This is a genomic window from Fodinicurvata sp. EGI_FJ10296 (genome assembly GCF_040712075.1).
In the GTDB taxonomy this organism is placed as follows: domain Bacteria; phylum Pseudomonadota; class Alphaproteobacteria; order DSM-16000; family Inquilinaceae; genus JBFCVL01.
On sequence record NZ_JBFCVL010000003.1, the window covers coordinates 458,204 to 482,973 of the forward strand.

Here is a 24,770-nt window from a genome sequence, read left to right on the forward strand (position 1 = left end):
TCAATTGGGCGTCAGATCGGAAAGGAATGCCTTGGTACGCTCATGGCTCGGGGCCGTGAATATGTCGGCTGGCTTGCCCTGCTCGACGATGCTGCCCTGATCCATGAAGATGACGCGGTCGGCCGCGTCGCGCGCGAACCGCATCTCGTGGCTGACGACCACCATGGTCATGCCCGATTCCCGCATGTCACGCATGACAGCGAGCACGCTGCCGACAAGCTCCGGGTCGAGCGCCGAGGTGGGTTCATCGAACAGCATGATCTTCGGCTCTAGCGCCAGCGCGCGGGCAATGGCGACGCGCTGCTGCTGCCCGCCGGACAGTTCGGCGGGATAGGCATCGGCCTTTTCGGCCAGGCCGACGCGATCGAGCGCCGCCCGCGCCCGCTCCGAAGCCTCGGCCCGGCTGCGCCCCAGCGACTTTCGCAGCGCCAGCGACACGTTCCCAAGCGCCGTCATGTGGGGGTAAAGGTTGAACGACTGAAAGACCATGCCGATGCTTTGCCGCATCAGATTGATGTTGGTCTTCGGGTTCAGAAGATCGACGCCGTCGATCATGATCGACCCTGCGGAGGGTTCCTCAAGGCGGTTCATGCACCGCAGGAAGGTGCTCTTGCCCGACCCCGACGGGCCGATGATGAACACCAGTTCCTGCGGATCGACCGCCAGATCCAGCCCCTTCAGGACTTCCGTTGGTCCGAAAGATTTGCGCAACCCGCGCACATCCAGAATGACTTCCGACGTCACCAGTTCGATCTCCTTACAGCCGGACGGGCGGGGCCGGGCCCCGCCCGCTGGAGCCTCACTCTCTGGAGGGAAAGGCCGGGCTTCAGCCGCAATCGGGCTCGTGCTCGGTGTCGTCATAGCCCGGCGTGCCGGGAACGCCGTAGCCCGGGAACACCGTGACCGCCGCCGACCCCTCTTCTGGCGGGACGCCGAACCACTCTTCGTGCATCGCCGCCATGGTGCCGTCGAGCTTCATGCACTCGATCGCTTCGTCGATCTCGTTGCGCAGCTCCGCGCTGTCGAGGCGCAGCGGCGTCGCCCAGACCAGACCGGTGGAGTGCAGGTACGACAGTTCGATCGAGTCGTTATTCTTTGTGGCCCAGGCCGCAACCGTATTGCCAGCGACGTTGGCAAGGGCGCGCCCGGTGATCACGGCCTGGACGGCATCGGTATTGGTGCCATAGGTCTCGATGATCCAGCCGATCTCGTCTTCGAGTTCGCGGACCCAGGATTCATAGGCAGACCCGCGATTGACCGCGATGACCTCGCCCTCAAGCTGTGTCAGATCGGTGATCTCTTCGGTGCCTGTGCGGACGACGAATTGATAGTCCGTGTTCAGATAGCCTTCGGTGAACAGAAGGTTCTCCGCGCGTTCTTCGGTGACGGTCGTCGGTGCGGCGATGAAGTCGTAGGTACCGGCCTGCAGTGCCGGCAAAAGGCCGGAATACTGCGTGGCGTCGATCTCGATCTCGCGGCCGAGACGCGCTGCGATCTCGTTCGCGAGATCGACGTTGAAGCCCTCGACGCCGCCATCGAGGGTCGGCATCGCGTGCGGGGCAAACGTGCCGTCGACGCCGGTTCGCATCGGCTCCTGCGCCGAGGCGGTTGCCGCTGCCAGCGCAAGCGCCATGGCGCCGCCCGCGATCGCTGTATTCTTGAGATTGAACATTTTTTTGTCTCCCTGTGCCTACGCAATTCGAACCGTTTGGCCGCCCCACACCCATCAGCCGTAAAGGCCGGATGCCGGACGGGACCACACGGCCCTCCTTGTTCATACGCAAGTCGTATGCCGAAGGTATACCAGCATGGACGGCCATGAGAAGGCAATGGTATGGCGCAAGATTATGCGCTTGTGCAGCGCCGGGATGGTCCGTGCCCATCCAGTGAGCAAGTCAATGAGGTGGGTTCAGGGGCCGAATCCCGGGGCCTTCCGTGTGCACAGATTGGTATCGACAGCGAGAATGGTGATGTCCACACCCTGATCGTCCCGGGCGCTGCGCGGCCACTAAGGGACGCGCTGCCGACCCGGGACCTCGTGCAGCAACTCTCCCAAGTAGACACGTGACCGGGCTCATCCGGCTCGCGGTCCCCGATCGGTGCCCAGGGACGATAAGGGCGGGGACGATCAGGGTGGGGGCCAGGCTGCGCCGATGCCCTCTCAATCGCGTAAAACATGATCGGGGCAAAGTCGCAGGACCGGGGCACGCTCAGAGAATTGTGCCCTCGCCTCGATCCATCAGCAGCGGGATGATGAGATCCTCTTCATCGTCCAGGTGACGCTGCAGCATCGTCACCATCGACGCGCTGGCGGTCGCATGCGCATCGGCGGCGCGCCGAAGCGCATCGGCCTGCCCGGCCTCGGTCTGCAGCAGGGTGTTGACCGTCTGGACCTGCCGTTCGATGGCGTCGTGCAGAATGTGATGATCCTGGTCCAGAATCTCGAATCCGCGTGCCAGATTCGGTTCAGCTTTCTGAAAGGCCGGAAAATAAGCTGTATCTTCGATGCGGTGATGATCGTTCAGTGACGACAGAAAAAACTGCAGGCGGGGGATGAACCACTGCCTGAAATCGTCCGCACCGATCTTCTCCTCCCAATAGGACGTGGTGCCGTTGAGCAGCAGGCCGCCGAGTTCGCGGAACATGCCATGGCGCTGCAGCCAGAATGCGCCGGTCTGCCCAAGCTTCGGATTACCGGGCCATTCCTCGCGCGGGTATTTCTTCAGCAGGAAGGTGAGGTCGTCAGGCAGCGCGCCGCGCTGAGGAAGGTCTGTCATCATGAGTCCGTGCCAAGATTTCCGGGGTTCGCCCTCTATCAGACAGTGGGCGCGCCTCGTGGCCGGATCAATAGCGGCGCAAAAAGACCGGCTCGATGGGGCATGGCGGCAGCGTCACACTACATGGCAATCGCTGGCCTTGCTCTGGCTATCCGGCCGCCCGATCAGGGGTCACTTGGTCCGCAGTCACCCGATCTGAAGTGACCGGGTCGACCGCTTCACTGTCGACGCCGGGAACAGGACGATGACCGGCCCTTGCGACCCGGGGGTTCGGCACCAGAGAAATCCGATCCCGCGGCAGGGTCAGCACGGCTGTTGTTCCTTCTCCCGGCTCGCTCTCCAGCCAGAGATCGCCGCCATGCTCGCGCGCAAAGCCCCGGGCGATCGGCAGCCCCAAACCGGCCCCCTGATGGGAGCGTGTCCAGCTCTGATCGGCCTGAAAGAATGGATCGAACACGCGCCGGCGGTCGCGGCGATCGATGCCTGGCCCTTCATCCTCGACGCGAATCTCCAGCCGGTCGGTCCGGACGATGCAAATGATGCCGATACAGCCATGCGCCGGCGTGAATTTGACGGCATTGCTCAGGATATTCAGCAGGATCTGGCGAAACATCTGAAGATCGCCGCGGATCTCGATCGTCGTGTCGTCATCGACCCCGCGCTGGACATCGAACTGCTTTTCCTCGCGCACCCGGTGCGGCTCGTGAACCGAGACGGCAAAGTCCAGAACCTCGTCGATCAGGAAGCGCCCCTCGTCCAGATTGATTTCCGATCGCTCCAGCTTGGCGATATCGAGGACGGCATTGACGACGTTCAGCAGGTGATTGCCGGCCTGATGAATGTCACCCAGATAAGAGTGGTACCGCTTGGAGCCGACCGGCCCGAAGGCTTCCGAGCGCATGATCTCGGAAAACCCGATGACAGCATTGAGCGGCGTTCGAAGCTCGTGGCTCATATTGGCGAGAAAGGCCGATTTGGCGGCGCTGGCCGCTTCGGCACGGCGATAGAGTTGTTCCTGCTCGGCGGCATAGCGTCGACGCCGCAGGACCTCCACGACCAGAAATCCCAGAATGGTCGTCGCCGTGACCAGCAACCCCACCGTCAGGTAAAGCGAAATGCGCTGATTCCGGAAAACCTGGTCGAACAGTTCCTGCGCCCGGCGACCGGTAGAAAACGACGCCGTCAGACGCGAAAGGTCATCGGCGAATGGCCCCAGCGCACTGTGGACCTGCTCGCGGACCCGTAGCAGCGCCTCGCGATTGGCGGGATCGACGTTGAAGATCGCGCTTTCCAGCCCCAGCACCGCATCCCGCAGCGACAAAACGGTTTCGAGGGCTTCGGGATCATCGCGGAGAAAGGCCGACTCCGTTCCGTTCAGGGCGACGGGAAAGCGGCTGAGCAGCAGATCGAAATAAAGCAGGGCATTTTCATGAGCAGCGTCCGTCGCCTCAATACTCAATTCGTCCACGGCGCCGAGAAACCGCAGATGCTCTTTCTCGATCTGCCACGCAACCCACGAATTGGTCCGGGACAAATAGGATTTTATCTCTTGTTCTTTATAGAGATAAAATACATTTGATATCAACAGACATAAAAACGAAAGGCCGAAAGCGGCAATGAAAAAGACCCGCAAGCGGATACCGCGGTCCATGGGTTCACTGCTCCGATACATGGAGCTTCTGCAACTGCCATACCATTTTGCTGTTATCGATATCGGGTTGTCCGCTTTGCCGATTGTTTGACGGATAGATAATCCAAAGCGGGCCACGATCGCGGACCCGCATGCGTTCGCCATTCCAGGTATGAGCGATGAGGATATCGTGCCGGGACAGATCGGACGCCGGGATTTCGGCGTAATAGTCGTTCAGCGCATGCGCCGTGATGACCGATCCCTCGACACCGACATGATCGAGCAGGTCAACCAGAAGCACGCCGTCGAATTGCTGGGGCCCGTCGGTCCAGTCGGTATAGGTTTGGATCGAGGTCTGCGGCAGCGCCATTAGCGCATCGCGATCGAACCGGCGAAGGACCGGTGCGCCGCCCTGTCCGGATACTTCGAGCAGCACCGGCCCGGCAAGCGCGCGGCTTTCCTGATCAGCCGCAATCGCCGCCGCCGAAAGGAAAACCGCCGCCAGCACACAAAGATGAGAAACTGTACGTACTATCACCTGTCGTACCCATCGGCTGCCAGCCGTTGCGGCGCCGCTGCCATAGCAGCACCGTCCCGACGACCCCCAATAGCACAATTCCTCAATAAAAATACAGTTTAAATTCCCGATTACGGCAATGTTAACTTCGATCTCGAAGCATTACTATTGTAATTATTTTTTCTGAGATTGCTTATCCTCGGCCGACAAATGGCATCTTCGTCGCCATCACTGTCATATTGAGCACATTGGCATCGAGCGGCAAGCTGGCCATATAGATGACTGCCCGAGCCACATCGTCGGCGTTCATGCGCGGCTCCGGGCGCTTCGTGCCGTCGGGTTGAAGTACGCCGTCCTTCATCGCCTCGGTCATTTCCGTCGCTGCATTGCCGATGTCGATTTGACCGCAGGCAATGTCGAAGGCCCGCCCATCCAGGGCGCACGACTTCGTCAGACCCGAGATCGCATGTTTGGTCGCCGTATAGGGCGCAGAATTGGGCCGTGGCGTATACGCCGAAATCGACCCATTGTTGACGATGCGCCCGCCGCGCGGCGTCTGGGCCTTCATCAGACGAAACGCCTGCTGGCTACACAGGAACGCGCCGGTCAGATTGGCGGCCAGGGCCTTTTGCCAGTCTGCCAACGGAATTTCGTCGAACGGAACCGGCGGTGTCCCGGTGCCCGCGTTATTGAACAGCAGATCGAGTCGGCCAAAGGTAGATTGCACGGTATCGAACAGCGACCTGACCTGATCGGGATCGCCGACATCGGCCGGAACAACCAGCGTCTTCGCACCCGGCGTCGCCGCCGCTACCGCCTCGGCAACCGTCTCCAGCGGCTCCCGGCGCCGGCCGGTCAGGACAACCGCGTATCCCTCGGCGGCAAGCGCCTTTGTCGTTGCGCTGCCGACCCCTGTGCCGGCCCCGGTGATGACCGCTACCTTTGTGGCGCTGCTCATTGCGTTTCCCCATTATGTTTCATGATCCAGGCGTTGCCGACGATCATAGGCTTCGAGACGGCGTGAGGAAAGCGGCGGACACCAGCCACAGCCAATCCAAGACCGAGTTACAACTTTTACGTGCTTTTCTATTGACTCCCTCATGTTTCGGGGCAAGACTGTAAGGGTATCGGGGTCAAAAGAAGTATAGCATGCATTTCCGATGCGACGACGAAAGATCAGATACCGCAAAAGCGGGATCTGTATAAGATATAACAGCATCAGAGTCAGCCCGTATATCTGGCTGCTTTCAATCACGTCCGGGAGACAAAAACCATGCTTAACAAAAAGTCCAGCACGACCACGGAAACCGAAATCCGCACGCTGTCCGCCAACGAAGTCGATGACATCTCCGGCGGTGTGATGGAAGGCGGCTGCATCATCTGGATCGACCTCCCGGTCGAGCCCATTCCCTTTCCGTCGCCCCTGTAAGGGCCGACCGCCGAATTCGATTGCCAGTGCCGGCGCTGGAGCATTCCGGCTCCGGCACGCATTTCATCGCGCCAGCTTCATCCATGACAGGAGAGAGAACCCATGATTAACGAAACGTCGAACACGATCGCCGAAACCGAAATCCGCACCTTGTCCGTCAGCGAGATCGACGATATCTCCGGCGGCGTCATCGACGGTGGCTGCATACCCGACCCGTTCGAAGACATTTTCCCCATCGGCCTCTGATCCCAGTGGCCACACGACGGGGGCTGTCGGTTTGCCGGCAGCCCCCAGTTGCGTCGCTACGCCCCGACACGCAGGAAAAACAAAACAGCAACAAATTCGGCGGCAGCCGATCCGAACTTCAATCCATATAAACAAGCGCTCATATAATCACCAAGATATCACGCCGCGCGACTCTGCAGGCGTCTAGTCCTCCTTATTGATTCTGATCGGGCAATGGTCATCTGTATGCCTGTACAGTTGCGATAATAAGGAGGAATTTGCCAATGATCCCCAAGCGGCATCCGACAGCACTCGTCGCCGTTCTATTGGCCACCACGGCGATGCCGGGGGCGGCCTTTGCGGCTTCCGAGCGCGCCAATCCACCCGCCTGGGCCGCTGCGGATCGCAGTTCCGTGGGCACGCAGCCCGCTTCGGGTCAGTCGGACACCGTGCAGGTCGCGCAATCGCGCGGCGTTATGGCGATCCAGACCCGGCTCAACCGGCTCGGTTACGATGCCGGTCCTGAGGACGGCCTGATGGGATCGCGCACACGCAGCGCGATTGAGGCTTATCAGGACGACCAGGGACTGCTGGTTACCGGCGAGCCCTCGCAATCGCTGCTGAACCATATCAGTGAAAGCGTCGAGGAGCGGTTCGGCAGCGTCGAGGAGCCCGAAGAGGAACCCGAGGACGATACCAGCACCGACGACGACGAGGCGGATATGATCGCCGCCATCCAATCGGAATTGCGCCAGCGCGATTACCGTATTCCCGCCGTTTCGGGAGAAATGAACCAGGCCACGCGCGACGCGATCCGGGACTATGAACGCGATCGGGGATACCTTGTGACGGGCCGCGCCACGTCTGAACTGCTTGAGGATCTGCGCGCAGACGACAATCGCGATGACAGCGACGATCTGACGACCAGGGATGTCGCCACCGTTCAGCAGGCCCTGAACGACCGCGGATACGATGCCGGCCCGGCCGATGGCGTGCTTGGCCCGACCACCCGGACGGCGATCAGAACCTACCAGTCGGATGCCGGTATGGACCCCACCGGCCGCGTTTCGGCCGAACTGCTCGCCCGACTGCAGGGCGAAGCCCCCGATGATGATGATGATGATGAGGATGATAGCGCCGAGGACGATAACGGCGATAGCGGTCCGGGCGATTTCGTGACCCTGCTGTCCGACGATTTCGATGACGGCGATTATACCTCGAACCCCGGATGGCGGATCTCGACCGGTCAGTTTTCCGTGCGCAACGGCGGATTGACCAGCCGTATGGCACAGCCCCGCGCAGATACACTGGAAGGCGCCGGGCTTGAGTTGCTGGGATCGGTTCTTGAACGCGAACTCGGCATCCGCCTGCCGTCTCAGGGCGGTGTGGCCGCCGCTCAAACCGCTGTCTCCATACCCGACAGTTTCCGGATTACAACGGAAATTTCCGGACGCGACTTCAATGGCGGACAGATCAATATCGGCCCGTATCGCGGCAGCCAGCTCGGCCAGGGCTATCGGCTGGCCTATCTTGAGGACAATGCCGAGCCGCTGACGCTGCTGCGCATCACGAGCGGCGATCAGGTCGCCCTGGACAGTGCATCTCTATCACTGTCCAACGACCAGACGGTAACGCTGGATTGGGAACGCCAGCCCGACGGCACAATGACGGTCGCCGCAAATGGCAACGTCATTCTGCGCGCCAGGGACAATGCCTTTTCCGGCGGGTTCGACGGCTTCTCGCTGATCAATGCCGGCGGCGAATGGACCCTGCACAGCGTCACGGTCGAGGGTCGCGAATAACCCTGCAAAGGACGCCGGCCGGGAACCATTGCGGCTCCCGGCCGGCCCGTGTCAGGCACCGGGGTCAGGCACCGGGGTCAGGCACCGGGGTCAGGCACCCGGGTCAGGCAGCAGACTCGTCCTTGAATACGCCGCGCCGAATCTGATCTTCCTCGATGGATTCGAACAGGGCCCGGAAATTGCCTTCACCGAACCCTTCATCGCCCTTGCGCTGAATGAACTCGAAGAAGATCGGGCCGATGACGGTTCTGGAAAAGATCTGCAGCAGGATCTTGGTCATACCGCCGTCGATGACGCCTTCACCATCGATCAGAATGCCGTGCTTTTTCATCCTGTCGATCGGCTCGTCATGTCCGGTGACGCGGCCATGTGACTTCTCGTAGTAGGTCTCCGGCGGGCCGGGCATGAATTTCAGCCCGTTGTCGGCAAGCTTGTCGGTCGCGTCATAGATGTTGTCGGTACCAACCGCGATATGCTGGATACCTTCGCCATTGTATTTCCTCAGATATTCCTCGATCTGGCTTTTGTCGTCGCGGGATTCGTTCAAAGGAATGCGGATTTTGCCACAGGGCGACGTGATCGCGCGGCTGACCAGCCCGGTCATCTTGCCTTCGATGTCGAAGAAATGGATCTGGCGGAAATTGAACAACTCCCGATAGAATGCCCACCATTTGTCCATATTGCCACGGAAAACATTATGGGTCAGATGGTCGAGATAATAGAATCCGACGCCTTCGGGGCGCGGGTCGGGCTCGCCCAGCCATTCAAATTCCGCTTCATACGGCGATTGGCCGTCTTCGGGACGCGTGACGAAATACAGCAACGACCCGCCGATGCCCTCAACCGCCGGCACGTCGAGCGTCTTGTCGTCGCCTTCATAGGGAACGGCACCCTTGGATACAGCATGCTGGAAGGCGTGATCGGCGTCGACCACGCGCCATGCCATTGACGGGGCGCACGGGCCGTGCGTTTCGACGAAACGGTGCGCAAAGCTTCCGGGTTCGGCGTTGACGATGTAATTGACATCACCCTGTCGCCAGACTGTGACCGCCTTCGACTTGTGCCGGGCGACGGGCACATAGCCCATACGCTCGAACAGCGCTTCCAATGCCGCCGGATCGGGATGGGCGAATTCAACGAATTCGAATCCGTCGGTGCCGGCGGGGTTCTCATCGTCGATCTTTGCCGGCGGGGCGTCGTGGGGAAACGGTCCCATGGCTCATATCTCCTGAAGGTAGAGGGAGCGCGCTCTAGCGCATTGGGAGCCATTATTGCGCATCACTGCCGCAATGTGTTTGCATACGGGGCCGCGAATAGCCGATCCTGTGCACGGATCATGCAGAAAAGGTGGCAAAGATGACGGACTCCAGGCCCCTCGATGACTTCGACCGTCGATTGCTCGCCTGCCTGCAGGCCGATGGGCGCCTGACCAATAACGAGTTGTCGGACCGGATCAATCTGTCGCCGTCGCAATGCTCGCGCCGGCGCTCGCGGCTGGAGGCCGACGGCTTCATCCTCGGCTATCACGCCCGGCTCGACCGGGCGAAGCTCGGCTATGGCATCGTCAATATCATCTCGGTGACGCTGGCGACCCACAACCGCGACAACGCCCGCCGGTTCGCGGACCTGGTGCGGGGATTGCCACAGGTTCTGGAAGCGCACGCCCTGACCGGCGAAATGGATTACTTTCTCAAGGTCGTGACGACCGACCTCAAGGGCCTTTCCGAATTCGTGAACGACATTCTGCTGCCGCACGAGTCGGTCCAGCACGTCAAGACCTCGATCGTGCTGGACTCGCTGAAGGAAGACGACGCCCTGCCACTATAGCGCCAGGGTCATACCTCGGTCGCGCGCCGTCCCTTTCCGACCGGTCGCTTTAGATCAGGACGCGCGGTCGTGATCGCGGGCGTCGTCATCATCATGACCGTGATCGACGTCCACCGCGACCCTCACGCTTCCGGCCTTCTCGAATTCCAGATCCATGTGGAAGTGATCGCCTTCAAGGAATGCCTGCTGGACATCGGGCAGCACGATGTGGACGCCGCCGGGCTCCAGCGTCAGGGTCTGGCCGGGGGCGATCTCCACGGCGGGGACATCGACGACCTGAAGCGCCCCGTCCTCACTCAGGACCGGCGCCCGGAATACACCTGCATCCGCGAAGTCGGTGCCGGCCGAAATCAGGCGGTCGGATTCCTCGCCATGATTGTCGATGGTGGTGAACACGGACATGGAATGGGCAGTTGCCGAGGTTTCCTGGGTCCAGGAATGGCTGACCGCCATCGCCCCGACTTCAACTGGCGTTTCGCCGTGATGGGCAATGGCCACGCCAGCCGCCATGAATGCCGCCAGCGATGCGGCCAGGAAAGTCTTCTTCATTATCGTCTCCCACGAATGCGAGGGAATGGTCCTCACGATTGAATCGGCCGACAGCATTGCTGGAGTACGCGAAGAGGGAGTCATCATACGGTCCTCCGGGCACACCCCGTCCCAGCCTGTCGGCCATGGTATTGGATGGCAGGTCTCCTGGCTCGCGGGTCCGAGACAATTATTCCGCCTTCCCGGGCATTGCCCAGTGGCATGTCGAGTCGAATGACCCGACTGCGAATACCGTCTATCCGCTTACAGTTGCGGGGGCAGCCCCGGCTTCAAACCGGGTTCCCTCTTAGCCCCGCCTACGGCGTTTGCCGTCGACGCGGACCATCCGGGTCGGACGCTATCACGACCGTTGAATCCGTGTCCACACGATCGGCGGTGCCCGGCGGCCCGGCGGCGAAAACGTCGATCAGCCGCTACGAGCCGGCCCGATCGGTCACCTGTTGTTTGCTATTCGCGATACGGCTCCACCGTCTGTTCGATCGCCCCGAAGATCGACCGTCCGTTGTCGTCCTTCATTTCGATGCGGACGGTGTCGCCAAAGCGCATGAACGGCGTCTTTGGCGCGCCGTCGCGGATGGTCTCGATCATGCGGATTTCCGCGATGCAGGAATACCCCGCCCCGCCGTCAGCCACCGGGCGGCCCGGCCCATCGCCTTCCTTGTTCGACACCGTCCCGGAGCCGATGATCGTACCGGCGGACAGCGGGCGAGTCCGCGCGGCATGGGCAATCAGGCGCGGAAAATCAAAGGTCATGTCGACGCCGGCATTCGCCCGGCCGAACGCGGCGCCGTTATAGCTGACGAGCAGCGGCAGATGGACCTTGCCGCCGTCCCAGGCATCGCCCAGTTCATCGGGCGTCACGGCGACCGGCGAGAACGCCGACGACGGCTTGGACTGGAAAAAGCCGAAACCCTTGGCCAGCTCGCCGGGAACGAGGGCCCTCAGCGACACGTCGTTGACCAGCATGATCAGCCGGATCGCGTTGCGGGCGTCGTCCTCGCTCGCGCCCATGGCGACGTCATCCACAATGACGGCAACTTCCCCCTCCATATCGATGCCCAGACTTTCATCCTCGGGCATGACAATCGGCGCGCGCGGCGCGAGGAAGCTGTCCGATCCGCCCTGATACATCAACGGATCGGTCCAGAAGCTGTCGGGCATCTCGGCATTCCGGGCCTTGCGCACCAGTTCGACGTGGTTGACGTAAGCCGACGCATCCGCCCACTGATAGGCGCGCGGCAGGGGCGAATGGGCCTCACGTTCATGGAAGCGATGGGCCGGTGCGGTCCCGGCGGCCAGCGTCGCGGCCACTTCGTCCAACCGGACCGACACCGACGCCCAGTCATCAAGCGCGGCCTGCAGGGTCGGTGCGATATGCGCCACCTCGGTGTACCGGGTTATGTCGCGGGAGACGACGACAAGGCGCCCGTCGCGGGTACCGTCCTTCAGTGTGGCCAATTTCATCGCTCGTCTCTCCTGTTGAGGGCGTATTTGCCATCGGGTACCGGCCGGCGGGCCATCGTCACGGTGTCCCGTCGAACCGTCGCTCCAATCCCGTCCAGCAATCGGGATAGTCGTCCTGCAGCATTTCAGTCGTCGCCGCGAACCGCGTCACCTGCTGGGGAAACCGCGTCTCGAACATGAAGGCGAGCGTGTTGTCCAGCTTGACCGGTGCGAGATCGGCTGTCGATGCTTTCTCGAAGGCCTGGGCGTCGGGTCCGTGCGGCAGCATCATGTTGTGCAGGCTCATGCCGCCCGGCACGAAGCCCTCTTCCTTGGCATCATAGCGGCCGTAAACCAGCCCCATGAACTCGGACATGATGTTCCGGTGGAACCATGGCGGCCGAAAGGTGTTCTCGGCCACGGCCCAGCGGGGCGGGAAGATGACGAAATCGACATTCGCCGTACCCGCTTCCTCGGTCGGGGCGGTCAGCACGGTGAAGATCGACGGATCGGGGTGGTCGAACAGGATCGCGCCGACCGGCGAGAACGTCCGCAGATCGTATTTATATGGCGCATAGTTGCCGTGCCAGGCCACGACATCCAACGGCGAATGCCCCAGTTCCGTGACATGGAACCCGCCGCACCACTTGATGTGGTGGCGGCACGGCGTCTCCTTGTCCTCGTATGCCGCAACCGGCGTCTTGAAATCGCGCGGGTTGGCGAGGCAGTTGGCCCCGATCGGGCCGCGATCCGGCAGCGTGAATTTCGCCCCGTAGTTCTCGCAGACATAGCCGCGCGCTGCGTCGACCCCGGCGCCCCGTGTCACCTTGATCACCATACCGCGCGGCACGACGCAGATTTCCGCCGGCGCGACATCCATGACGCCCAGTTCGGTCGCCACGCCTATCGCGCCCTCTTGTGGCACGATCAGCATCTCGCCGTCGGCGTTGCTGAAATAGTCGTCCACCATGTCGGCATTGAAGGCATAGGTATGCGCGGCCATGCCGGCCTGGTTCAGCGCATCGCCGGCGGTGGTCATGGTGCGGATGCCATCGATAAAGCTGGTCGGTTCCACCGGCATCGGCAGCGGCGCCCAGCGAAGCTGGCCCAGCGGCAGGCCGTGATCGTCGATGGCCGGCGCCGTTCGCCACCAGGGGCGGTCGACCGGCTTGAATCGCCCGGAATGGCGCACGCTGGGCCGGATGCGATAGAGCCACGACCGCTCGTTCGTGCCGCGTGGCGCGGTAAACGGCGAGCCTGAAAGCTGTTCGGCGTAAAGGCCATAGGCGCACCGTTGCGGCGAGTTCTGACCCTGGGGCAAGGCGCCCGGCAGGGCCTCGGTCTCGAAATCGTTTCCGAATCCGGGCATATAGGTCCCGGGATGCTCGGCCAAGGTCATGATTGCACTCCTTCCCGCACCGTTTCAGGCTGGCGTCTGCTCTTGCCGGCAGACGAAGAGGGGCTCGCCCCTCGTGTCGATGCCGGACCATTCTGCACCCGATCGCGGCGCGCGGAAACCGCTACACGCACGAGCGTTCCCGGGTCAGTCGGGGCGGGTTAGGAAAGCGGCGACGGCGTCGATTTCCTGCTGGCGCACCTCATGGCCGCCGTCGTGCAATGTGAGTTCGACCGCGGCATCCTGGATTTCGAGATAGTCGACCAACGCCTCCGTCAGCGGCAGCGGGCAGATCGGGTCCCTGCGGCCGGCGGTAATCAGGACCTTCGCCCCGGGGAGGCCGGGGTTCGGCTCCGGCTGCCACGGGATCAGCGGGTGCATCAGCACCACGCGGTCGAAAAGCTCGGGCGCCTCGAACAGAACCGAAGCGAGGATGTTTGCCCCGTTGGAATAGCCCAGCGCAAGGACCGGCGCGCCGGGGTTCGCTGCGCGATGGGCACTGATGAAACCGGTCATCTTCGCGGTACGCGCGGCGAGGTCGTCCATGTCGTAGACGCCCTCGCCCGTGCGGCGGAAGAAGCGGTTGGCGCCGAGTTCCGAAACATCGCCGCGCGGCGCGATAACGCCGGCCCGCGGCAGAATCCGGGCGACCAGATCGGTAAACTGATGCTCGTCGCCGCCGGTGCCGTGAAAGGTGAAGATCAGGGCGGCGCCGGGTTCCGGCCGCCGCGAGATGTGAACATAGGCGTCGATGGACATCCGCTCGTTCCTTCCTGGCCGCAGCGGGACCGGGATCACCTGGACTGGGCCCGCTGCGGGTGGTGATGGGTCAGTCGATGATCGGCTGAAGTCTCGCTTCGATCCGGTCGCGCAAATGTGCGTGCTGGGCTGGAACGCGCAATGCCTCGCCCAGATGCGCGGTATCCTCGTCGCGGTCGAAGCCGGGCTCGTTGGTCGCGACCTCGAAGAGCACGCCGCCCGGGGTGCGGAAGTAGATTGCCCAGAAAAAATCGCGGTCGATCACCGGCGTGACGTTATATCCCGTGTCCATCAGAGCCTTGCGCACTTCGAGTTGCGCAGCGCGGTCCTCGACGGCGAAGGCGACATGGTGGACGGAGCCCGCCCCCTGACGCGCCGGTGTGGCGTCCGGCAGGACCTCCAGGTCGACGACGTCCGCGCCGTTGCCGCCCCTGACCGCATAGCGCGTCACCGCTCCCTTGCGGTCCACCTCCTCGTAGTTCATGAACTTCAGCAGTTCAGCCGTGGCACCGCCGTCGCGCAGCCGCATGGTCATGCCGCGAAAGCCGTGCACGCCGTCCGCCGCGGGCACCGGGCCGCCAGCCCATGGCGCGCGCGGGTCGTCCGCCACCTCGGCGAGCACGAAGCCGTCGCCATCAGGCCCCTGGAAACCAAGCCGCTTTTCGCCGAAGCTCTCATCCTCCCGGAGCCCCGCGACGCCCTGTGCTGCCAACCGCTCCGCCCAATAGCCGAGCGAGCCTTCCGGCACCGCAAAGACTGTCTGCGAGACCTCGCCCGCGCCGGGGCGGCCTTCGGCGATATTGGGGAACGGGAAGTATGTGATGATGCTGCCCGGCGTGCCGACCTCGTCGCCGTAATAGAGGTGATAGACGCTGGGCTCGTCGAAATTGACCGTCTTCTTGACCCGGCGAAGGCCGAGAAGCTTGGTGAAGAAGTCATTGTTCTGCTGCGCATCCGCTGCCAACGACGTGACATGGTGCAGGCCTTTGATCTGGGTCAGCATGGCACTCGCTCCAATTCCGGTATCATATTCATGACCGAAGAGATGGGTGGCCCGGCCTGTTTTCGGTATGGTCATTATCGTGCATGGACTGTTGCAATTTCTGTAATGATGGCAGCATGGGCGAGATCCACGTGAGGGCGACGTGCCCTTCTGATCGAAAGTATCGACTATGGATATATTTCAGCAGGAATTCGCGCTCTCGCAGCCGGCGCTGCGCGTTTCGTTCGGCCCCGGCCGGCGCCGGACGCTTCCCGAGGAAGCCGAGCGGCTGGGCGCACAGCGAGCCGTGGTCCTGTCGACCCCCCGGCACGAAGGGCTGGGGCAGGAGCTTGCGGGGGCGCTGGGGCCGCTGGCCGCCGGCGTTCTGCCGCGAGCGCAGATGCACACGCCGGTCGAGGTGACCGCGGCCGCTCTCGACGATGTCCTGGCGATGAGGGCCGACTGCCTCGTCGCCGTCGGCGGCGGTTCGGCCATCGGTCTCTCGAAGGCGCTGGCGTTGCGCACCGGCCTGCCGCAGATCGCCCTGCCCACCACTTATGCCGGTAGCGAGGCGACACCGGTTCTCGGGCAGACGAAGGAAGGGCGAAAGACGACGATCACCGACGCGCGGGTGCAGCCCGCGGTCATCCTCTACGACGCGGAATTGGTGCGCGCCCTGCCGCTGCCGATCACGGCGGCGAGCGCCATGAACGCCATCGCGCATGCGGCTGAAGGTCTCTACGCGCGCGACCGCAACCCGATCGCCACACTTCTGGCGATCGAGGGAATGAAAGCCTTTCGCAACGCCCTGCCGACGGTCTGCCGCGATCCGCAGGATCTGGAGGCCAGAGGCGAGACGCTCTATGGCGCATGGCTGTGCGGAACGGTGCTGGCGCAGGTGGGGATGGCGCTGCACCACAAACTGAGCCACGTCCTCGGCGGATCGTTCGGTCTTCCTCATGCGGAAACACACGCGATCCTGCTTCCGCACACCATCGCCTACAATGCCGGCGCAGTTCCCGAACTGCTGCAACCGGTGGCGGAGGTGTTCGACGGCGACTCCCCCGGGAAGGCGCTTCACGACTTCGCCAGGCGCATCAACGCGCCGCGCGCCCTTCGGGATATCGGCATGAAGGAAAAGGATATCATGACGGCGGCCGAAATCGCGCTGGGGTCTCCCTACTGGAACCCGCGCGAGTTGAATCTGCAGGGAATCGCTGCACTTCTGCGCGCTGCCTGGTCCGGTGACGCGCCTCTGTGGTAGACCGTCACCCAGGCCGTTCGGCGGAGACAAGGCGGGCTCGCCCCTCGTGTCGCTGCCCGGCCATTCCGCATCCGATCGCGGCGCACGAAAACCGCTACACGCACGCCCGCAACACGACCGAAAAGGAACCGACGTGACGACTGCCAATGACCAAGCCCCTAACGCCGCCGGCCAGACCTGGAATCCCGAAGCATACGCCCGAGACGCCGGATTCGTTCCCGTCCTCGGCTCGGCGGTGCTCGACTTGCTCGCCCCGACGCGCGGCGAACGCATTCTCGATCTCGGCTGCGGCGACGGCGTTCTGACCGCCCGTCTGGCCGAGGCCGGCGCCGATGTGGTGGGCGTCGATGCTTCGCCGGGCATGATCGCCGCCGCCCGGGAACGCGGGCTTGCCGCCCATGTGGTCGACGGCCATGAACTGGCATTCGAGGGCGAATTCGACGCCGTATTCTCCAATGCGGCCCTGCACTGGATGTCCCGCGATCCCGCCGCTGTCGTGGCCGGTGCCGCCCGCGCGCTGAAACCCGGCGGCCGGTTTGTCGCCGAGTTCGGCGGCCACGGCAATGTCGCCGCCATCGTCACCGCCCTGATTGCGGCCCTCGATGCTCAGGGCGTGGACGGCGCCACCCGGATGCCGTGGTATTTTCCGGCACCTGATGCGTATCGTCGAGTGCTCGAAGCGCACGGATTCCGGATCGAGACGATCGACCTCATTCCCCGGCCGACGCCGCTGCCCACGGGCATGACCGGCTGGCTGCGTACCTTCGCCGATCCATTCCTGAAAGGCCTGTCCGACAGCGATCGCGAGACGGTCCTGAACCGCGCGACCGGATGGCTCGCCACCAGCCTGTGCGACGAAGACGGTCACTGGAGCGCCGACTACGTGCGCCTGCGGTTCCGGGCTGCGCGCGGTGATTGAAATATTCAACCGCCAAAGTCATTCAAGGGAACATAAAAATTTAATAACCGGCCGCTTAAGCTCACCTCATGTCCTTGACAATTCTGGAACAGAGGAGCGAAATGCATGCCGGATCCAGCCTCCATAAACGACCTCGGCCAGGGTGATGCGGAAGACATCGCCTGGCTGGTGATCGAGACTCTTGCTCAAAGCAACGATGCGGCGTCGGCGTTCGTGACCATCGGCCATCTTTTGCGCAACGCCCACGGCCTGAAGGACGACGGCGAACACACCGTCATCAAGAATCCGCTGTTTCTGAGCCATGGCTTCTCCGGCATGTCGCCCCGAACCCGCTCATATATAACAGACCGGGGGGTCAAGAGCTTCGGCAGCAGCGTTGCCTCCGTCGCCAGCGGGGCGGCATCGGCAGTGACCATGGTGGACGTCGCCGGTTTGGCCCTGCATGGCAGTGCCGTGGGCACGACTGGCGCCCATATCATGGGCATCAAGGCATCCGGAAAAGGCTTCAGGAACAGCCAGACGATCATGTACTGGATGGACGCCATGCTGAAGGCGAAATACGCCAAGCTTGCCGTGCGCGGCACCGGACTGGCAGGCGCGGCCATTCCGATTCCCGCCGTCGGTCTGGGCGTGACCATCGCCAGCACCGTCGCCAAACTCGGCATCAAGGTCACGCTGGGCAAACTGATCGCCCGCGTCGCGATGGAAGTCCATTGGCGCGCCTATCAGGAAAACAAGATCAACAGCATCCTTCCCGGACGCTCGGCCGGTCTGGCCGTCGGCCCCGCCTCGGCCATGTTCGTCGAGATATTCACGCGGCGAGGCCTTACCCGGATCTTCGGCCAATACGACGTCGACTCCTTCATGAAGGAACCGGGTGGTTGGATGGCATTGAACGACAAGCTGATGCTGATGTAGATGCGCAGCCGGGCCCGCCACACCAGGGTTATCGCGGCAAGTGCGGACCCCGGACAGCGCTTCACGCTTCCGGGGGATAGGCAAGTGGACCGATTGCGAAAGATGCCTTAAAGCGGTTTCGTCAGGAGAACCCAGTCGTCAGCATCAGACTTCCAGCCTTCCTTCACGCATGGCAATCTCGCGGTCTCTGAATAATCGTTCCGCTCATAAAGACGGCGGGCCCCTGAATTGTTGCTCGCGACAATCAGACTCATCCGTCTCATACCCTGATCTTGCGCGATTCTTTCTGCCAAATGGAGCAGCTGCGATCCGATCCCTCGTCCACGATACTCCGGATAGCAGGCAAGAACGTTGATGTACCAGCTGTCGAGAGCCCTGTTTTCCAGTTCCACCATCGGTCGGAACAAAGGCGGCAAATCTTCACCAACAGGGGTTGGCTGCGCGCCAATTGCGTAACCGGTCAACCCAGCAACGGCTCCGGCTCCGAAATCCATTACGATGATTTCGCCTTCCCGCGCCTTTGCCGCCTGTCGGCTTCGGCCTACATCCCACGGGTCCTGATCCTTTTCGGCCATGCTTTCCCAGATGTAAAGGGGTAGCCCTTCTCCAGCAAAGTTGACAAGATCTGCCAGTTGTTGTGCATCGGCTTCAGTGGCGGGCCTAAAGGGGGTCTTGAGTTCGATCATGCCTTCCTCCCCAGCAGATTCAGGACCGGTAGGTTCGGGTCGCCATCATCGGCAACGGACTTGACCTTGACATCGTAGCCCGAACCGCTGGGCTCCGCACGGAAAGATCGCTGTCCGACTGCGTACCCAGTCCGTCGAACGCCGGTCGGCTGGCACTCGCGACGTCGCTGGAATGGGTCGCGGTCTCGCCGCACCCGCACGGATTGCCCAACCCGGGTTTTCAGAACTCTCTAAAGCGCCTGCGAACCGTGGCGCGCCACCGGCCGCGGGAAATCGTCCGGTATGATGCTGCCGAACAGGCCGTGGATTTCCGAGGCGGCTTTAACGAGTTCGGCGACCGTGCCGGCTTCCTTCTGCACCAGCGTCGGATAAGTTGAGATGCAACTGATGATGAACTGCACGGCGCCATTGGGCGAAAAGATCGGCAGCGCAAGGGCCATCAATCCATCGGTGAATTCTCCGATGCTGCGCGCGTAGCCACGTCTGCGGGTCTCGATCAGTTCCGTTTGAATATCGGCACGGTCGGTTACGGTGCGGTGGGAATACTGATGCGGCTCCCATTGCGAAAACCACGCATCGATCTCGTCCGGCGACCGCCATGCGAGATGAGCGCGCATTTGCACCGGCGCATCGCGCGGAAACCAGTGGCCGATGGGGTACGAAATCTCCATCTCCAGCGGCGCACTGACCTTGTCGGCCACGACGAACGAGCCGTCCGGCAGAACGCGTGACACGATGGTCGGAACACCGGTTTGCCGGCAAACGCTTTCCAGATAAGGCCGGACGAACGCGACGTGGCTACGGTCGTCCAACAGGCTGGAGAAGTCGCGCAAGACGCCTGCGTTCAGCCGGTATGCCTTCGCCCGCTCATCGAAATACAGCCAGTCATGTGCCACGAGCGTTTTCAATAGTCCGTGGCAATGGCTGCGGGTGATGTTCAACGTCGACGCTATGGCGGCCAGGGTCGATCCCGCATTCTCCTGCTCGTTCAGAAAAGCCAGGATGCGGATCCCCTTGTCGAGCGCGGGCACGGAGCCTTTTGGCTCGGCCCAGGTGGCGGACTTGTTGCGGTGTCTGAGAAACCACTTGCCGTCCTGTTGAACGAGTTCTTCCGGCGCCAGGATTTCCGGTTCGCCGTCATCGTTATTTCTGTCCGCCAACTTCGAACTCCATTCGGATTTAACGCGTTGCCGCCGGCGATGGATCGTTAATGCCGGCGCCTTTATGCAAGTGCCTTTATCGTTGACAGGCTGCGATATTGCATCCTACCGTCAATCATACACTACAGAGAACACTGTTCTCTATAAAGAACGACAGGTAATGAGGCATTCCGGCCCAATGGCCGGCCTGTGGCTTCGCAGGATTACGAGAAGCATCTGATACCCAAGCCGTTCCCCCCGTGTCCGCGCCGGCCCCCAAAGCAGGCGAGCGAAGCGGAATGAATGCCGCCCATAGTCGGCGGCAGCGAACCAGGTGGCGAGGCTGATGTGACGACTGTTATCCACGACACGACCATCATTGCCGGCGATGCGGCAGGCACGATTCACACCGCCGCGGCCATCGCTGTCGACGGGGGCCGGATCACGGCCGTTGGCGACAGTGCCGACATTCTTTCCAGATATCCCGCAGCCGAGCGGGTGTCCGGCGAGGGGAAAGTGGTGTTTCCCGGTTTTGCCAATATCCATACACATTTCTCGATGATTGCCGCCAAGGGCATCTACGAAGACCTGTCGCCGCCGAACGCGCCCCCCTTCACCAGCGGATTGGCGCCGGTGCCAATTCCGGAATTCACCGCCGACGAAATGCGCGTAATGGTGCGGCTGGCGGCGCTGGAAGCGATCCGCAGCGGCACCACGGCCGTTCTCGAAGACGGCGCCAATATTGCCGAATATGCCGAGGAAATCGCCGAAACCGGGCTTCGCGTCCTGTTTTGCGAGCGGGCCTGGGACAAGGCCGAAGGCAGCATCGGCGATCAGGGTGGTTTCAAGGTCAGCGAGACCCTGGCACGCGACGGCGTCGAGCGGATCCGCGCACTGCACGCCGCCTGGCACGGTGCGCGCGGCGGCCGGATAACGGTTGGCATCGCCGCCTGGGCGCCGGACATGTGCTCGCCCGAACTTCTGAATACGCTGCGGGCGCTACAGGACGAACTCGGCTGCATCTCGACCATCCATCTGAACCAGATTTGGGGCGAGGTGGCGGCGGTCAGGGACGTGCGCGGCAAACTGCCGACTGAATACCTGAATGATCTCGGATTCCTGAACGACCGCGTGATCTGCGCCCATTGCCGCTGCATGGCGGGGTCCGAAGAAACGGCGCTGGGTGCGGCGCACGCTTCCGTCGCCTTCAATTCCGCCATCGCCGCGCGACGGGGCCTGAGTCCGCGCATCGCCGAACTGGCCGATGCGGGCTGTCTGATCGGCATGGGGTCGGACAACATGGCCGAGGACATGGTCGAGGTCATGCGCACCGGGTTGTTCATGGAACGCGTGCGCCGCCGCGACGGCCGCGCCCCGACGCCGGAAGAGGCATTGGCATGGGCAACACGCAACGGCTATCGGGCCATGGGCATTGACGACGGAGGCTCACTCACCGCCGGCAGCAAGGCCGACCTGATCATGGTGGATTTCCAGCGCGCCCATCTGGTGCCGCATCTGCGCCCGGTTTCGACCTTCGTTCACCAGGGACAGGCGCGCGACGTCGACGCCGTCATGGTCGACGGCGCCTGGCTCATGCAGGGCGGGACCGTGAACACGATCGACGAGGTATCCACCGTCAAGGAGGCGCAGGCGATTGCCGAGCGCGCATGGGGCCGACTGCGGGCGGAACGGCCCGATCTGGCATGGCCGGCCGGCTTCGCCTTCGGCACGGCGGCTGGCCGGCACCCCGAGTGATCGGGGCAGAGGTATCACCCGGGCCACGGTGGCCCGTGTGGTTCGAGCTTTTGGCAAAGGCTCTGATAGAAGAGGTGACAATACTGAACCAATCTTAACCGAGCGGGGAAGCAATGAAAAATTTCAGTAAATCCGCGTGGTGTGCCGCGTTACTCGGCTCCACCATAATGATCGCACCAATCGGACAAGCCAATGCGGACGACGAAGAAATTGTGGTCCGTTCCGTACCGATCGGCAACCTGACGGTTCTGGATCCGATCTGGACCACGGCCTACATCACCCGGAACCATGCCTATATGGTCTGGGACACATTGTTCGCCATGGACGCGAACAACGAAGTCCAGCCGCAGATGGTCGACACCTACGAGATCAGCGACGACGGGCTGACTTATACCTTCACATTGCGGGAAGGTCTGCTCTGGCATGACGGCGAACCCGTCACGGCTGCCGATTGCGTTGCGTCGATCGAAAGATGGGCGGCCAATGACGGCATGGGCCAGGCGATGATGCGCTATACCGACAGCATCGACGTCGTCGATGACGACACCTTCACCATCCAGCTCAGCGAACCGATCGGATTCGTGCTCGAAGCTCTGGGCAAGATCGACAGCAATGTGCCGTTCATGATGCCCGAGCGTCTCGCCGAGACGCCGCCGGACGAGCAGATCGAAGAAGTCATCGGCTCCGGCCCTTTCCGCTTCGTTGAAGACGAATGGGTTCCGGGCAGTGTCGTCGTCTATGAGAAATTCGAGGATTATGTCCCGCGCGACGAGCCACCCAGCATGGCCGCCGGCGGCAAGGTCGTCCACATCGATCGCGTGGAATCCGTTTATATGCCCGATGCTGGCGTTGCCATGTCGGCGGTGGCCGCGGGCGAGGTCGATCTGCACGAATCCCCACCGCCGGATCTGCTGGAAATGGTCGCTGGCAATCCCGACGTCACCATCCAGCCGAACGATCCGCTGGGCTGGCAGCTGTTCATGGCGCTGAACCACCTGCACCCTCCTTTCGACGATCCGGAAGTGCGCCGAGCCTTGCTGTGGGGCACGGATCAGGAAGCCTATATGGCCAATGTGATCGGCGACCCCGAACGCTATGACGTTTGCGCCGCGGTCTTCGGTTGCGGCGGCCCGAACGAAAGCGACGCCGGGTCCGAAGCTCTGCTGGGTGTCGATATCGAACGGGCGCGTCAGATGATCGAGGACGCGGGCGCCATGGGCGCGGAAGTCCTGATCATGGATCCGGCCGACAACTCCACACTGCACCCGGCAGCACTGATGGGAACGCAGACGCTGCGCAATCTCGGCTTTGACGTCACAGTCGAAGCGGTCGACTGGTCGACCCTGACCCAGCGCCGGGCGCGGCAGGATCCGCCGTCCGAAGGGGGCTGGAACGTGTTCATCACGAACTCCACGGCTACCGGCATCGACAATCCGCTGACCCACAACTTCGTCAAGAACTGCGACGATGCCTGGTACGGCTGGCCGTGCGACGAGCGGATCGTGGAACTCAACGAGGAATGGGCGCTGGAAACGGATGAAGACCGGCGCGCGGAACTGATCGACGAGATCCAGGCCCTGCACATGGAGAACGTCACCTACATTCCGCTCGGACAGTACCGCCCGGCCATCGTCTATTCCAACCAGATCAGCGACGTCATCCCGGCGCCGGCGATATTCTACTGGAATATCAGAAAGGAAGACTGACCGCTGACATGTCGGTGGTTTTGCCCCGGACCCGAGCGTCCGGGGCAGGACCGCGCCGGCGGCGCAGACGGATTTCCGGAACGGCAAGCACGGGAAACTTAAATGTGGGCCTTCATTCTGCGGCGCGTCCTGGCGACGATTCCAGTGCTGTTCGTCGTCTCGATCGTCGTCTTTTCCATTCTTCATTTCGCGCCGGGCGACCCCTCGGCCATGATCGCCGGTGATCAGGCGTCACAGGAGCAAATCGCCGCCATTCGTGCCCAGCTCGGGCTGGATCGGCCATTCCACGAGAAATACTTCCTGTGGATCGCCGACATCCTGCGGGGCGATCTCGGCACATCGATCTTCTCCAACAGGCCCGTCAGCGTCCTGTTCATGCAGCGCCTGGAGCCGACCATCGCACTGACCGTGACGACGACCATCGTGACGGTGCTGTTGGCTGTTCCCATCGGCGTTCTGGCCGCGTGGAAAGCCGGAAGCTGGATCGATCGCGCCGTGATGAGTTTCGCGGTGCTGGGCTTCAGCTTTCCCGTTTTCGTCGTCGCCTATATCCTGATCTATGTCTTCTCGATCACACTTGGCGTCCTGCCGATCCAGGGCTACAGACCGATCGCGGAAGGGTTCTGGCCGTTCCTGACCTATCTGATCCTGCCCAGCTTTGCACTGGGGCTCAGCTTCATGGCCCTGATCGCCCGCATCACGCGGGCCAGCATGCTGGAGGTTCTGACCCAGGATCACATCCGCACCGTCCAGGCCAAGGGATTGTCCACCCGCGCCGTCCTGTTCAGCCATGCCCTGCCGAATGCCGCCGTCCCGATCCTGACCATCATCGGCGTCGGCATCGCAATCCTGCTCGGCGGCGTCGTGGTGACGGAAAGCGTGTTCGCGATTCCCGGCCTCGGCCGGCTCGTGGTCGACGCGATTCTGAACCGCGACTATCCGGTCATCCAGGGCGTGCTGCTGATCTTCTCCGGGGTCTATGTGATGGTCAACCTGACCATCGACCTCCTCTACGTCATCCTCGATCCACGCATCCGGTATTGAATT

Annotated in this window: 24 protein-coding genes and 1 riboswitch; of the genes, 10 read left to right on the forward strand and 14 right to left on the reverse strand. The window is 62.4% G+C overall.

The window, feature by feature from the left end:
• The 6 genes from ABZ728_RS08305 to ABZ728_RS08330 all read right to left on the reverse strand — a co-directional run bounded on the left by ABZ728_RS08305 (position 1) and on the right by ABZ728_RS08330 (position 5,882).
• Positions 1-747 carry an amino acid ABC transporter ATP-binding protein gene (locus ABZ728_RS08305; RefSeq protein WP_366655731.1) on the reverse strand — a complete coding sequence of 249 codons (747 nt, stop codon included), beginning with the start codon at positions 745-747 and terminating at the stop codon, positions 1-3.
• Between the two features lie 79 nt (positions 748-826).
• Positions 827-1,672 (reverse strand): transporter substrate-binding domain-containing protein, encoded by an 846-nt coding sequence (locus tag ABZ728_RS08310; protein ID WP_366655623.1) that lies wholly within the window; start codon positions 1,670-1,672, stop codon positions 827-829.
• Between the two features lie 538 nt (positions 1,673-2,210).
• The gene (locus tag ABZ728_RS08315; protein WP_366655624.1) at positions 2,211-2,780 is read right to left on the reverse strand and encodes a hemerythrin domain-containing protein; all 570 of its coding nucleotides are present in this window, start codon (positions 2,778-2,780) and stop codon (positions 2,211-2,213) included.
• Between the two features lie 145 nt (positions 2,781-2,925).
• The gene (locus ABZ728_RS08320) at positions 2,926-4,311 is read right to left on the reverse strand and encodes a HAMP domain-containing sensor histidine kinase (protein WP_366655625.1); all 1,386 of its coding nucleotides are present in this window, start codon (positions 4,309-4,311) and stop codon (positions 2,926-2,928) included.
• A 121-nt stretch (positions 4,312-4,432) separates the two neighbouring features.
• The gene (locus ABZ728_RS08325) at positions 4,433-4,945 is read right to left on the reverse strand and encodes a molybdopterin-dependent oxidoreductase (RefSeq protein ID WP_366655626.1); all 513 of its coding nucleotides are present in this window, start codon (positions 4,943-4,945) and stop codon (positions 4,433-4,435) included.
• Positions 4,946-5,117: 172 nt separating this feature from the next.
• On the reverse strand, positions 5,118-5,882 hold the full coding sequence (locus tag ABZ728_RS08330; RefSeq protein ID WP_366655627.1) for an SDR family oxidoreductase: 765 nt from the start codon (positions 5,880-5,882) through the stop codon (positions 5,118-5,120).
• A 315-nt stretch (positions 5,883-6,197) separates the two neighbouring features.
• On the opposite strand from ABZ728_RS08330, the gene ABZ728_RS08335 reads away from it, so the two are divergent.
• From ABZ728_RS08335 to ABZ728_RS08345, 3 genes are all read left to right on the forward strand, one after another.
• Positions 6,198-6,353 (forward strand): hypothetical protein, encoded by a 156-nt coding sequence (locus tag ABZ728_RS08335; RefSeq protein ID WP_366655628.1) that lies wholly within the window; start codon positions 6,198-6,200, stop codon positions 6,351-6,353.
• A 102-nt stretch (positions 6,354-6,455) separates the two neighbouring features.
• A complete protein-coding gene (locus ABZ728_RS08340; protein WP_366655629.1) occupies positions 6,456-6,599 on the forward strand; it encodes a hypothetical protein in 144 nt (47 codons plus the stop codon).
• 263 nt (positions 6,600-6,862) lie between these two features.
• Positions 6,863-8,380 carry a peptidoglycan-binding domain-containing protein gene (locus tag ABZ728_RS08345; RefSeq protein ID WP_366655630.1) on the forward strand — a complete coding sequence of 506 codons (1,518 nt, stop codon included), beginning with the start codon at positions 6,863-6,865 and terminating at the stop codon, positions 8,378-8,380.
• A gap of 103 nt (positions 8,381-8,483) precedes the next feature.
• On the opposite strand, the gene hppD is transcribed toward ABZ728_RS08345, so the two are convergent.
• Positions 8,484-9,596, reverse strand: coding sequence for a 4-hydroxyphenylpyruvate dioxygenase (hppD, locus tag ABZ728_RS08350; RefSeq protein ID WP_366655631.1), 1,113 nt, complete (start codon positions 9,594-9,596; stop codon positions 8,484-8,486).
• A 140-nt stretch (positions 9,597-9,736) separates the two neighbouring features.
• On the opposite strand from hppD, the gene ABZ728_RS08355 reads away from it, so the two are divergent.
• The gene (locus ABZ728_RS08355) at positions 9,737-10,207 is read left to right on the forward strand and encodes an Lrp/AsnC family transcriptional regulator (RefSeq protein WP_366655632.1); all 471 of its coding nucleotides are present in this window, start codon (positions 9,737-9,739) and stop codon (positions 10,205-10,207) included.
• 54 nt (positions 10,208-10,261) lie between these two features.
• On the opposite strand, the gene ABZ728_RS08360 is transcribed toward ABZ728_RS08355, so the two are convergent.
• From ABZ728_RS08360 to ABZ728_RS08380, 5 genes are all read right to left on the reverse strand, one after another.
• Positions 10,262-10,756 carry a copper chaperone PCu(A)C gene (locus ABZ728_RS08360; RefSeq protein ID WP_366655633.1) on the reverse strand — a complete coding sequence of 165 codons (495 nt, stop codon included), beginning with the start codon at positions 10,754-10,756 and terminating at the stop codon, positions 10,262-10,264.
• 119 nt (positions 10,757-10,875) lie between these two features.
• Positions 10,876-11,097, reverse strand: a riboswitch (cobalamin riboswitch).
• Positions 11,098-11,203: 106 nt separating this feature from the next.
• Positions 11,204-12,220: a fumarylacetoacetate hydrolase family protein gene (locus ABZ728_RS08365; protein WP_366655634.1), complete on the reverse strand. Its 1,017-nt coding sequence runs from the start codon at positions 12,218-12,220 to the stop codon at positions 11,204-11,206.
• 58 nt (positions 12,221-12,278) lie between these two features.
• On the reverse strand, positions 12,279-13,598 hold the full coding sequence (gene hmgA, locus ABZ728_RS08370) for a homogentisate 1,2-dioxygenase (RefSeq protein WP_366655635.1): 1,320 nt from the start codon (positions 13,596-13,598) through the stop codon (positions 12,279-12,281).
• A 144-nt stretch (positions 13,599-13,742) separates the two neighbouring features.
• On the reverse strand, positions 13,743-14,354 hold the full coding sequence (locus ABZ728_RS08375) for an alpha/beta hydrolase (protein WP_366655636.1): 612 nt from the start codon (positions 14,352-14,354) through the stop codon (positions 13,743-13,745).
• 70 nt (positions 14,355-14,424) lie between these two features.
• Complete coding sequence (locus tag ABZ728_RS08380; protein WP_366655637.1) at positions 14,425-15,357, reverse strand: VOC family protein; 933 nt, start codon at positions 15,355-15,357, stop codon at positions 14,425-14,427.
• A gap of 169 nt (positions 15,358-15,526) precedes the next feature.
• Here ABZ728_RS08380 and ABZ728_RS08385 point away from each other — a divergent pair, with 169 nt between their 5' ends.
• From ABZ728_RS08385 to ABZ728_RS08395, 3 genes are all read left to right on the forward strand, one after another.
• Complete coding sequence (locus tag ABZ728_RS08385; RefSeq protein ID WP_366655638.1) at positions 15,527-16,600, forward strand: maleylacetate reductase; 1,074 nt, start codon at positions 15,527-15,529, stop codon at positions 16,598-16,600.
• Between the two features lie 133 nt (positions 16,601-16,733).
• Positions 16,734-17,519: a methyltransferase domain-containing protein gene (locus ABZ728_RS08390; RefSeq protein WP_366655639.1), complete on the forward strand. Its 786-nt coding sequence runs from the start codon at positions 16,734-16,736 to the stop codon at positions 17,517-17,519.
• A 105-nt stretch (positions 17,520-17,624) separates the two neighbouring features.
• Complete coding sequence (locus tag ABZ728_RS08395; protein ID WP_366655640.1) at positions 17,625-18,437, forward strand: hypothetical protein; 813 nt, start codon at positions 17,625-17,627, stop codon at positions 18,435-18,437.
• Positions 18,438-18,544: 107 nt separating this feature from the next.
• Here ABZ728_RS08395 and ABZ728_RS08400 read toward each other — a convergent pair whose 3' ends face one another.
• Both ABZ728_RS08400 and ABZ728_RS08405 read right to left on the reverse strand, forming a co-directional pair.
• Complete coding sequence (locus ABZ728_RS08400; protein WP_366655641.1) at positions 18,545-19,123, reverse strand: GNAT family N-acetyltransferase; 579 nt, start codon at positions 19,121-19,123, stop codon at positions 18,545-18,547.
• 230 nt (positions 19,124-19,353) lie between these two features.
• On the reverse strand, positions 19,354-20,283 hold the full coding sequence (locus ABZ728_RS08405) for an IclR family transcriptional regulator (RefSeq protein ID WP_366655642.1): 930 nt from the start codon (positions 20,281-20,283) through the stop codon (positions 19,354-19,356).
• Positions 20,284-20,565: 282 nt separating this feature from the next.
• Here ABZ728_RS08405 and ABZ728_RS08410 point away from each other — a divergent pair, with 282 nt between their 5' ends.
• The 3 genes from ABZ728_RS08410 (at position 20,566) to ABZ728_RS08420 (ending at position 24,767) form a co-directional block, all read left to right on the forward strand.
• A complete protein-coding gene (locus ABZ728_RS08410; protein WP_366655643.1) occupies positions 20,566-22,017 on the forward strand; it encodes an amidohydrolase family protein in 1,452 nt (483 codons plus the stop codon).
• 167 nt (positions 22,018-22,184) lie between these two features.
• Positions 22,185-23,723 carry an ABC transporter substrate-binding protein gene (locus tag ABZ728_RS08415; RefSeq protein ID WP_366655644.1) on the forward strand — a complete coding sequence of 513 codons (1,539 nt, stop codon included), beginning with the start codon at positions 22,185-22,187 and terminating at the stop codon, positions 23,721-23,723.
• 102 nt (positions 23,724-23,825) lie between these two features.
• Positions 23,826-24,767, forward strand: a complete 942-nt coding sequence (locus ABZ728_RS08420) for an ABC transporter permease (RefSeq protein WP_366655645.1) — start codon at positions 23,826-23,828, stop codon at positions 24,765-24,767.
• Positions 24,768-24,770: the final 3 nt, after the last annotated feature.

Excerpts from the sequence above, each read along its gene's own strand:
- ABZ728_RS08310 (WP_366655623.1), bottom strand. The coding sequence starts at position 1,672 with ATGTTCAATCTCAAGAATACAGCGATCGCGGGCGGCGCCATGGCGCTT.
- hmgA (WP_366655635.1), bottom strand. The coding sequence starts at position 13,598 with ATGACCTTGGCCGAGCATCCCGGGACCTATATGCCCGGATTCGGAAAC.
- ABZ728_RS08340 (WP_366655629.1), top strand. The coding sequence starts at position 6,456 with ATGATTAACGAAACGTCGAACACGATCGCCGAAACCGAAATCCGCACC.
- hppD (WP_366655631.1), bottom strand. The coding sequence starts at position 9,596 with ATGGGACCGTTTCCCCACGACGCCCCGCCGGCAAAGATCGACGATGAG.
- ABZ728_RS08415 (WP_366655644.1), top strand. The coding sequence starts at position 22,185 with ATGATCGCACCAATCGGACAAGCCAATGCGGACGACGAAGAAATTGTG.
- ABZ728_RS08400 (WP_366655641.1), bottom strand. The coding sequence starts at position 19,123 with ATGATCGAACTCAAGACCCCCTTTAGGCCCGCCACTGAAGCCGATGCA.
- ABZ728_RS08330 (WP_366655627.1), bottom strand. The coding sequence starts at position 5,882 with ATGAGCAGCGCCACAAAGGTAGCGGTCATCACCGGGGCCGGCACAGGG.
- ABZ728_RS08365 (WP_366655634.1), bottom strand. The coding sequence starts at position 12,220 with ATGAAATTGGCCACACTGAAGGACGGTACCCGCGACGGGCGCCTTGTC.
- ABZ728_RS08345 (WP_366655630.1), top strand. The coding sequence starts at position 6,863 with ATGATCCCCAAGCGGCATCCGACAGCACTCGTCGCCGTTCTATTGGCC.
- ABZ728_RS08335 (WP_366655628.1), top strand. The coding sequence starts at position 6,198 with ATGCTTAACAAAAAGTCCAGCACGACCACGGAAACCGAAATCCGCACG.
- ABZ728_RS08355 (WP_366655632.1), top strand. The coding sequence starts at position 9,737 with ATGACGGACTCCAGGCCCCTCGATGACTTCGACCGTCGATTGCTCGCC.
- ABZ728_RS08410 (WP_366655643.1), top strand. The coding sequence starts at position 20,566 with ATGCCGCCCATAGTCGGCGGCAGCGAACCAGGTGGCGAGGCTGATGTG.
- ABZ728_RS08375 (WP_366655636.1), bottom strand. The coding sequence starts at position 14,354 with ATGTCCATCGACGCCTATGTTCACATCTCGCGGCGGCCGGAACCCGGC.
- ABZ728_RS08395 (WP_366655640.1), top strand. The coding sequence starts at position 17,625 with ATGCCGGATCCAGCCTCCATAAACGACCTCGGCCAGGGTGATGCGGAA.
- ABZ728_RS08420 (WP_366655645.1), top strand. The coding sequence starts at position 23,826 with ATGTGGGCCTTCATTCTGCGGCGCGTCCTGGCGACGATTCCAGTGCTG.
- ABZ728_RS08380 (WP_366655637.1), bottom strand. The coding sequence starts at position 15,357 with ATGCTGACCCAGATCAAAGGCCTGCACCATGTCACGTCGTTGGCAGCG.
- ABZ728_RS08315 (WP_366655624.1), bottom strand. The coding sequence starts at position 2,780 with ATGATGACAGACCTTCCTCAGCGCGGCGCGCTGCCTGACGACCTCACC.
- ABZ728_RS08385 (WP_366655638.1), top strand. The coding sequence starts at position 15,527 with ATGGATATATTTCAGCAGGAATTCGCGCTCTCGCAGCCGGCGCTGCGC.
- ABZ728_RS08360 (WP_366655633.1), bottom strand. The coding sequence starts at position 10,756 with ATGAAGAAGACTTTCCTGGCCGCATCGCTGGCGGCATTCATGGCGGCT.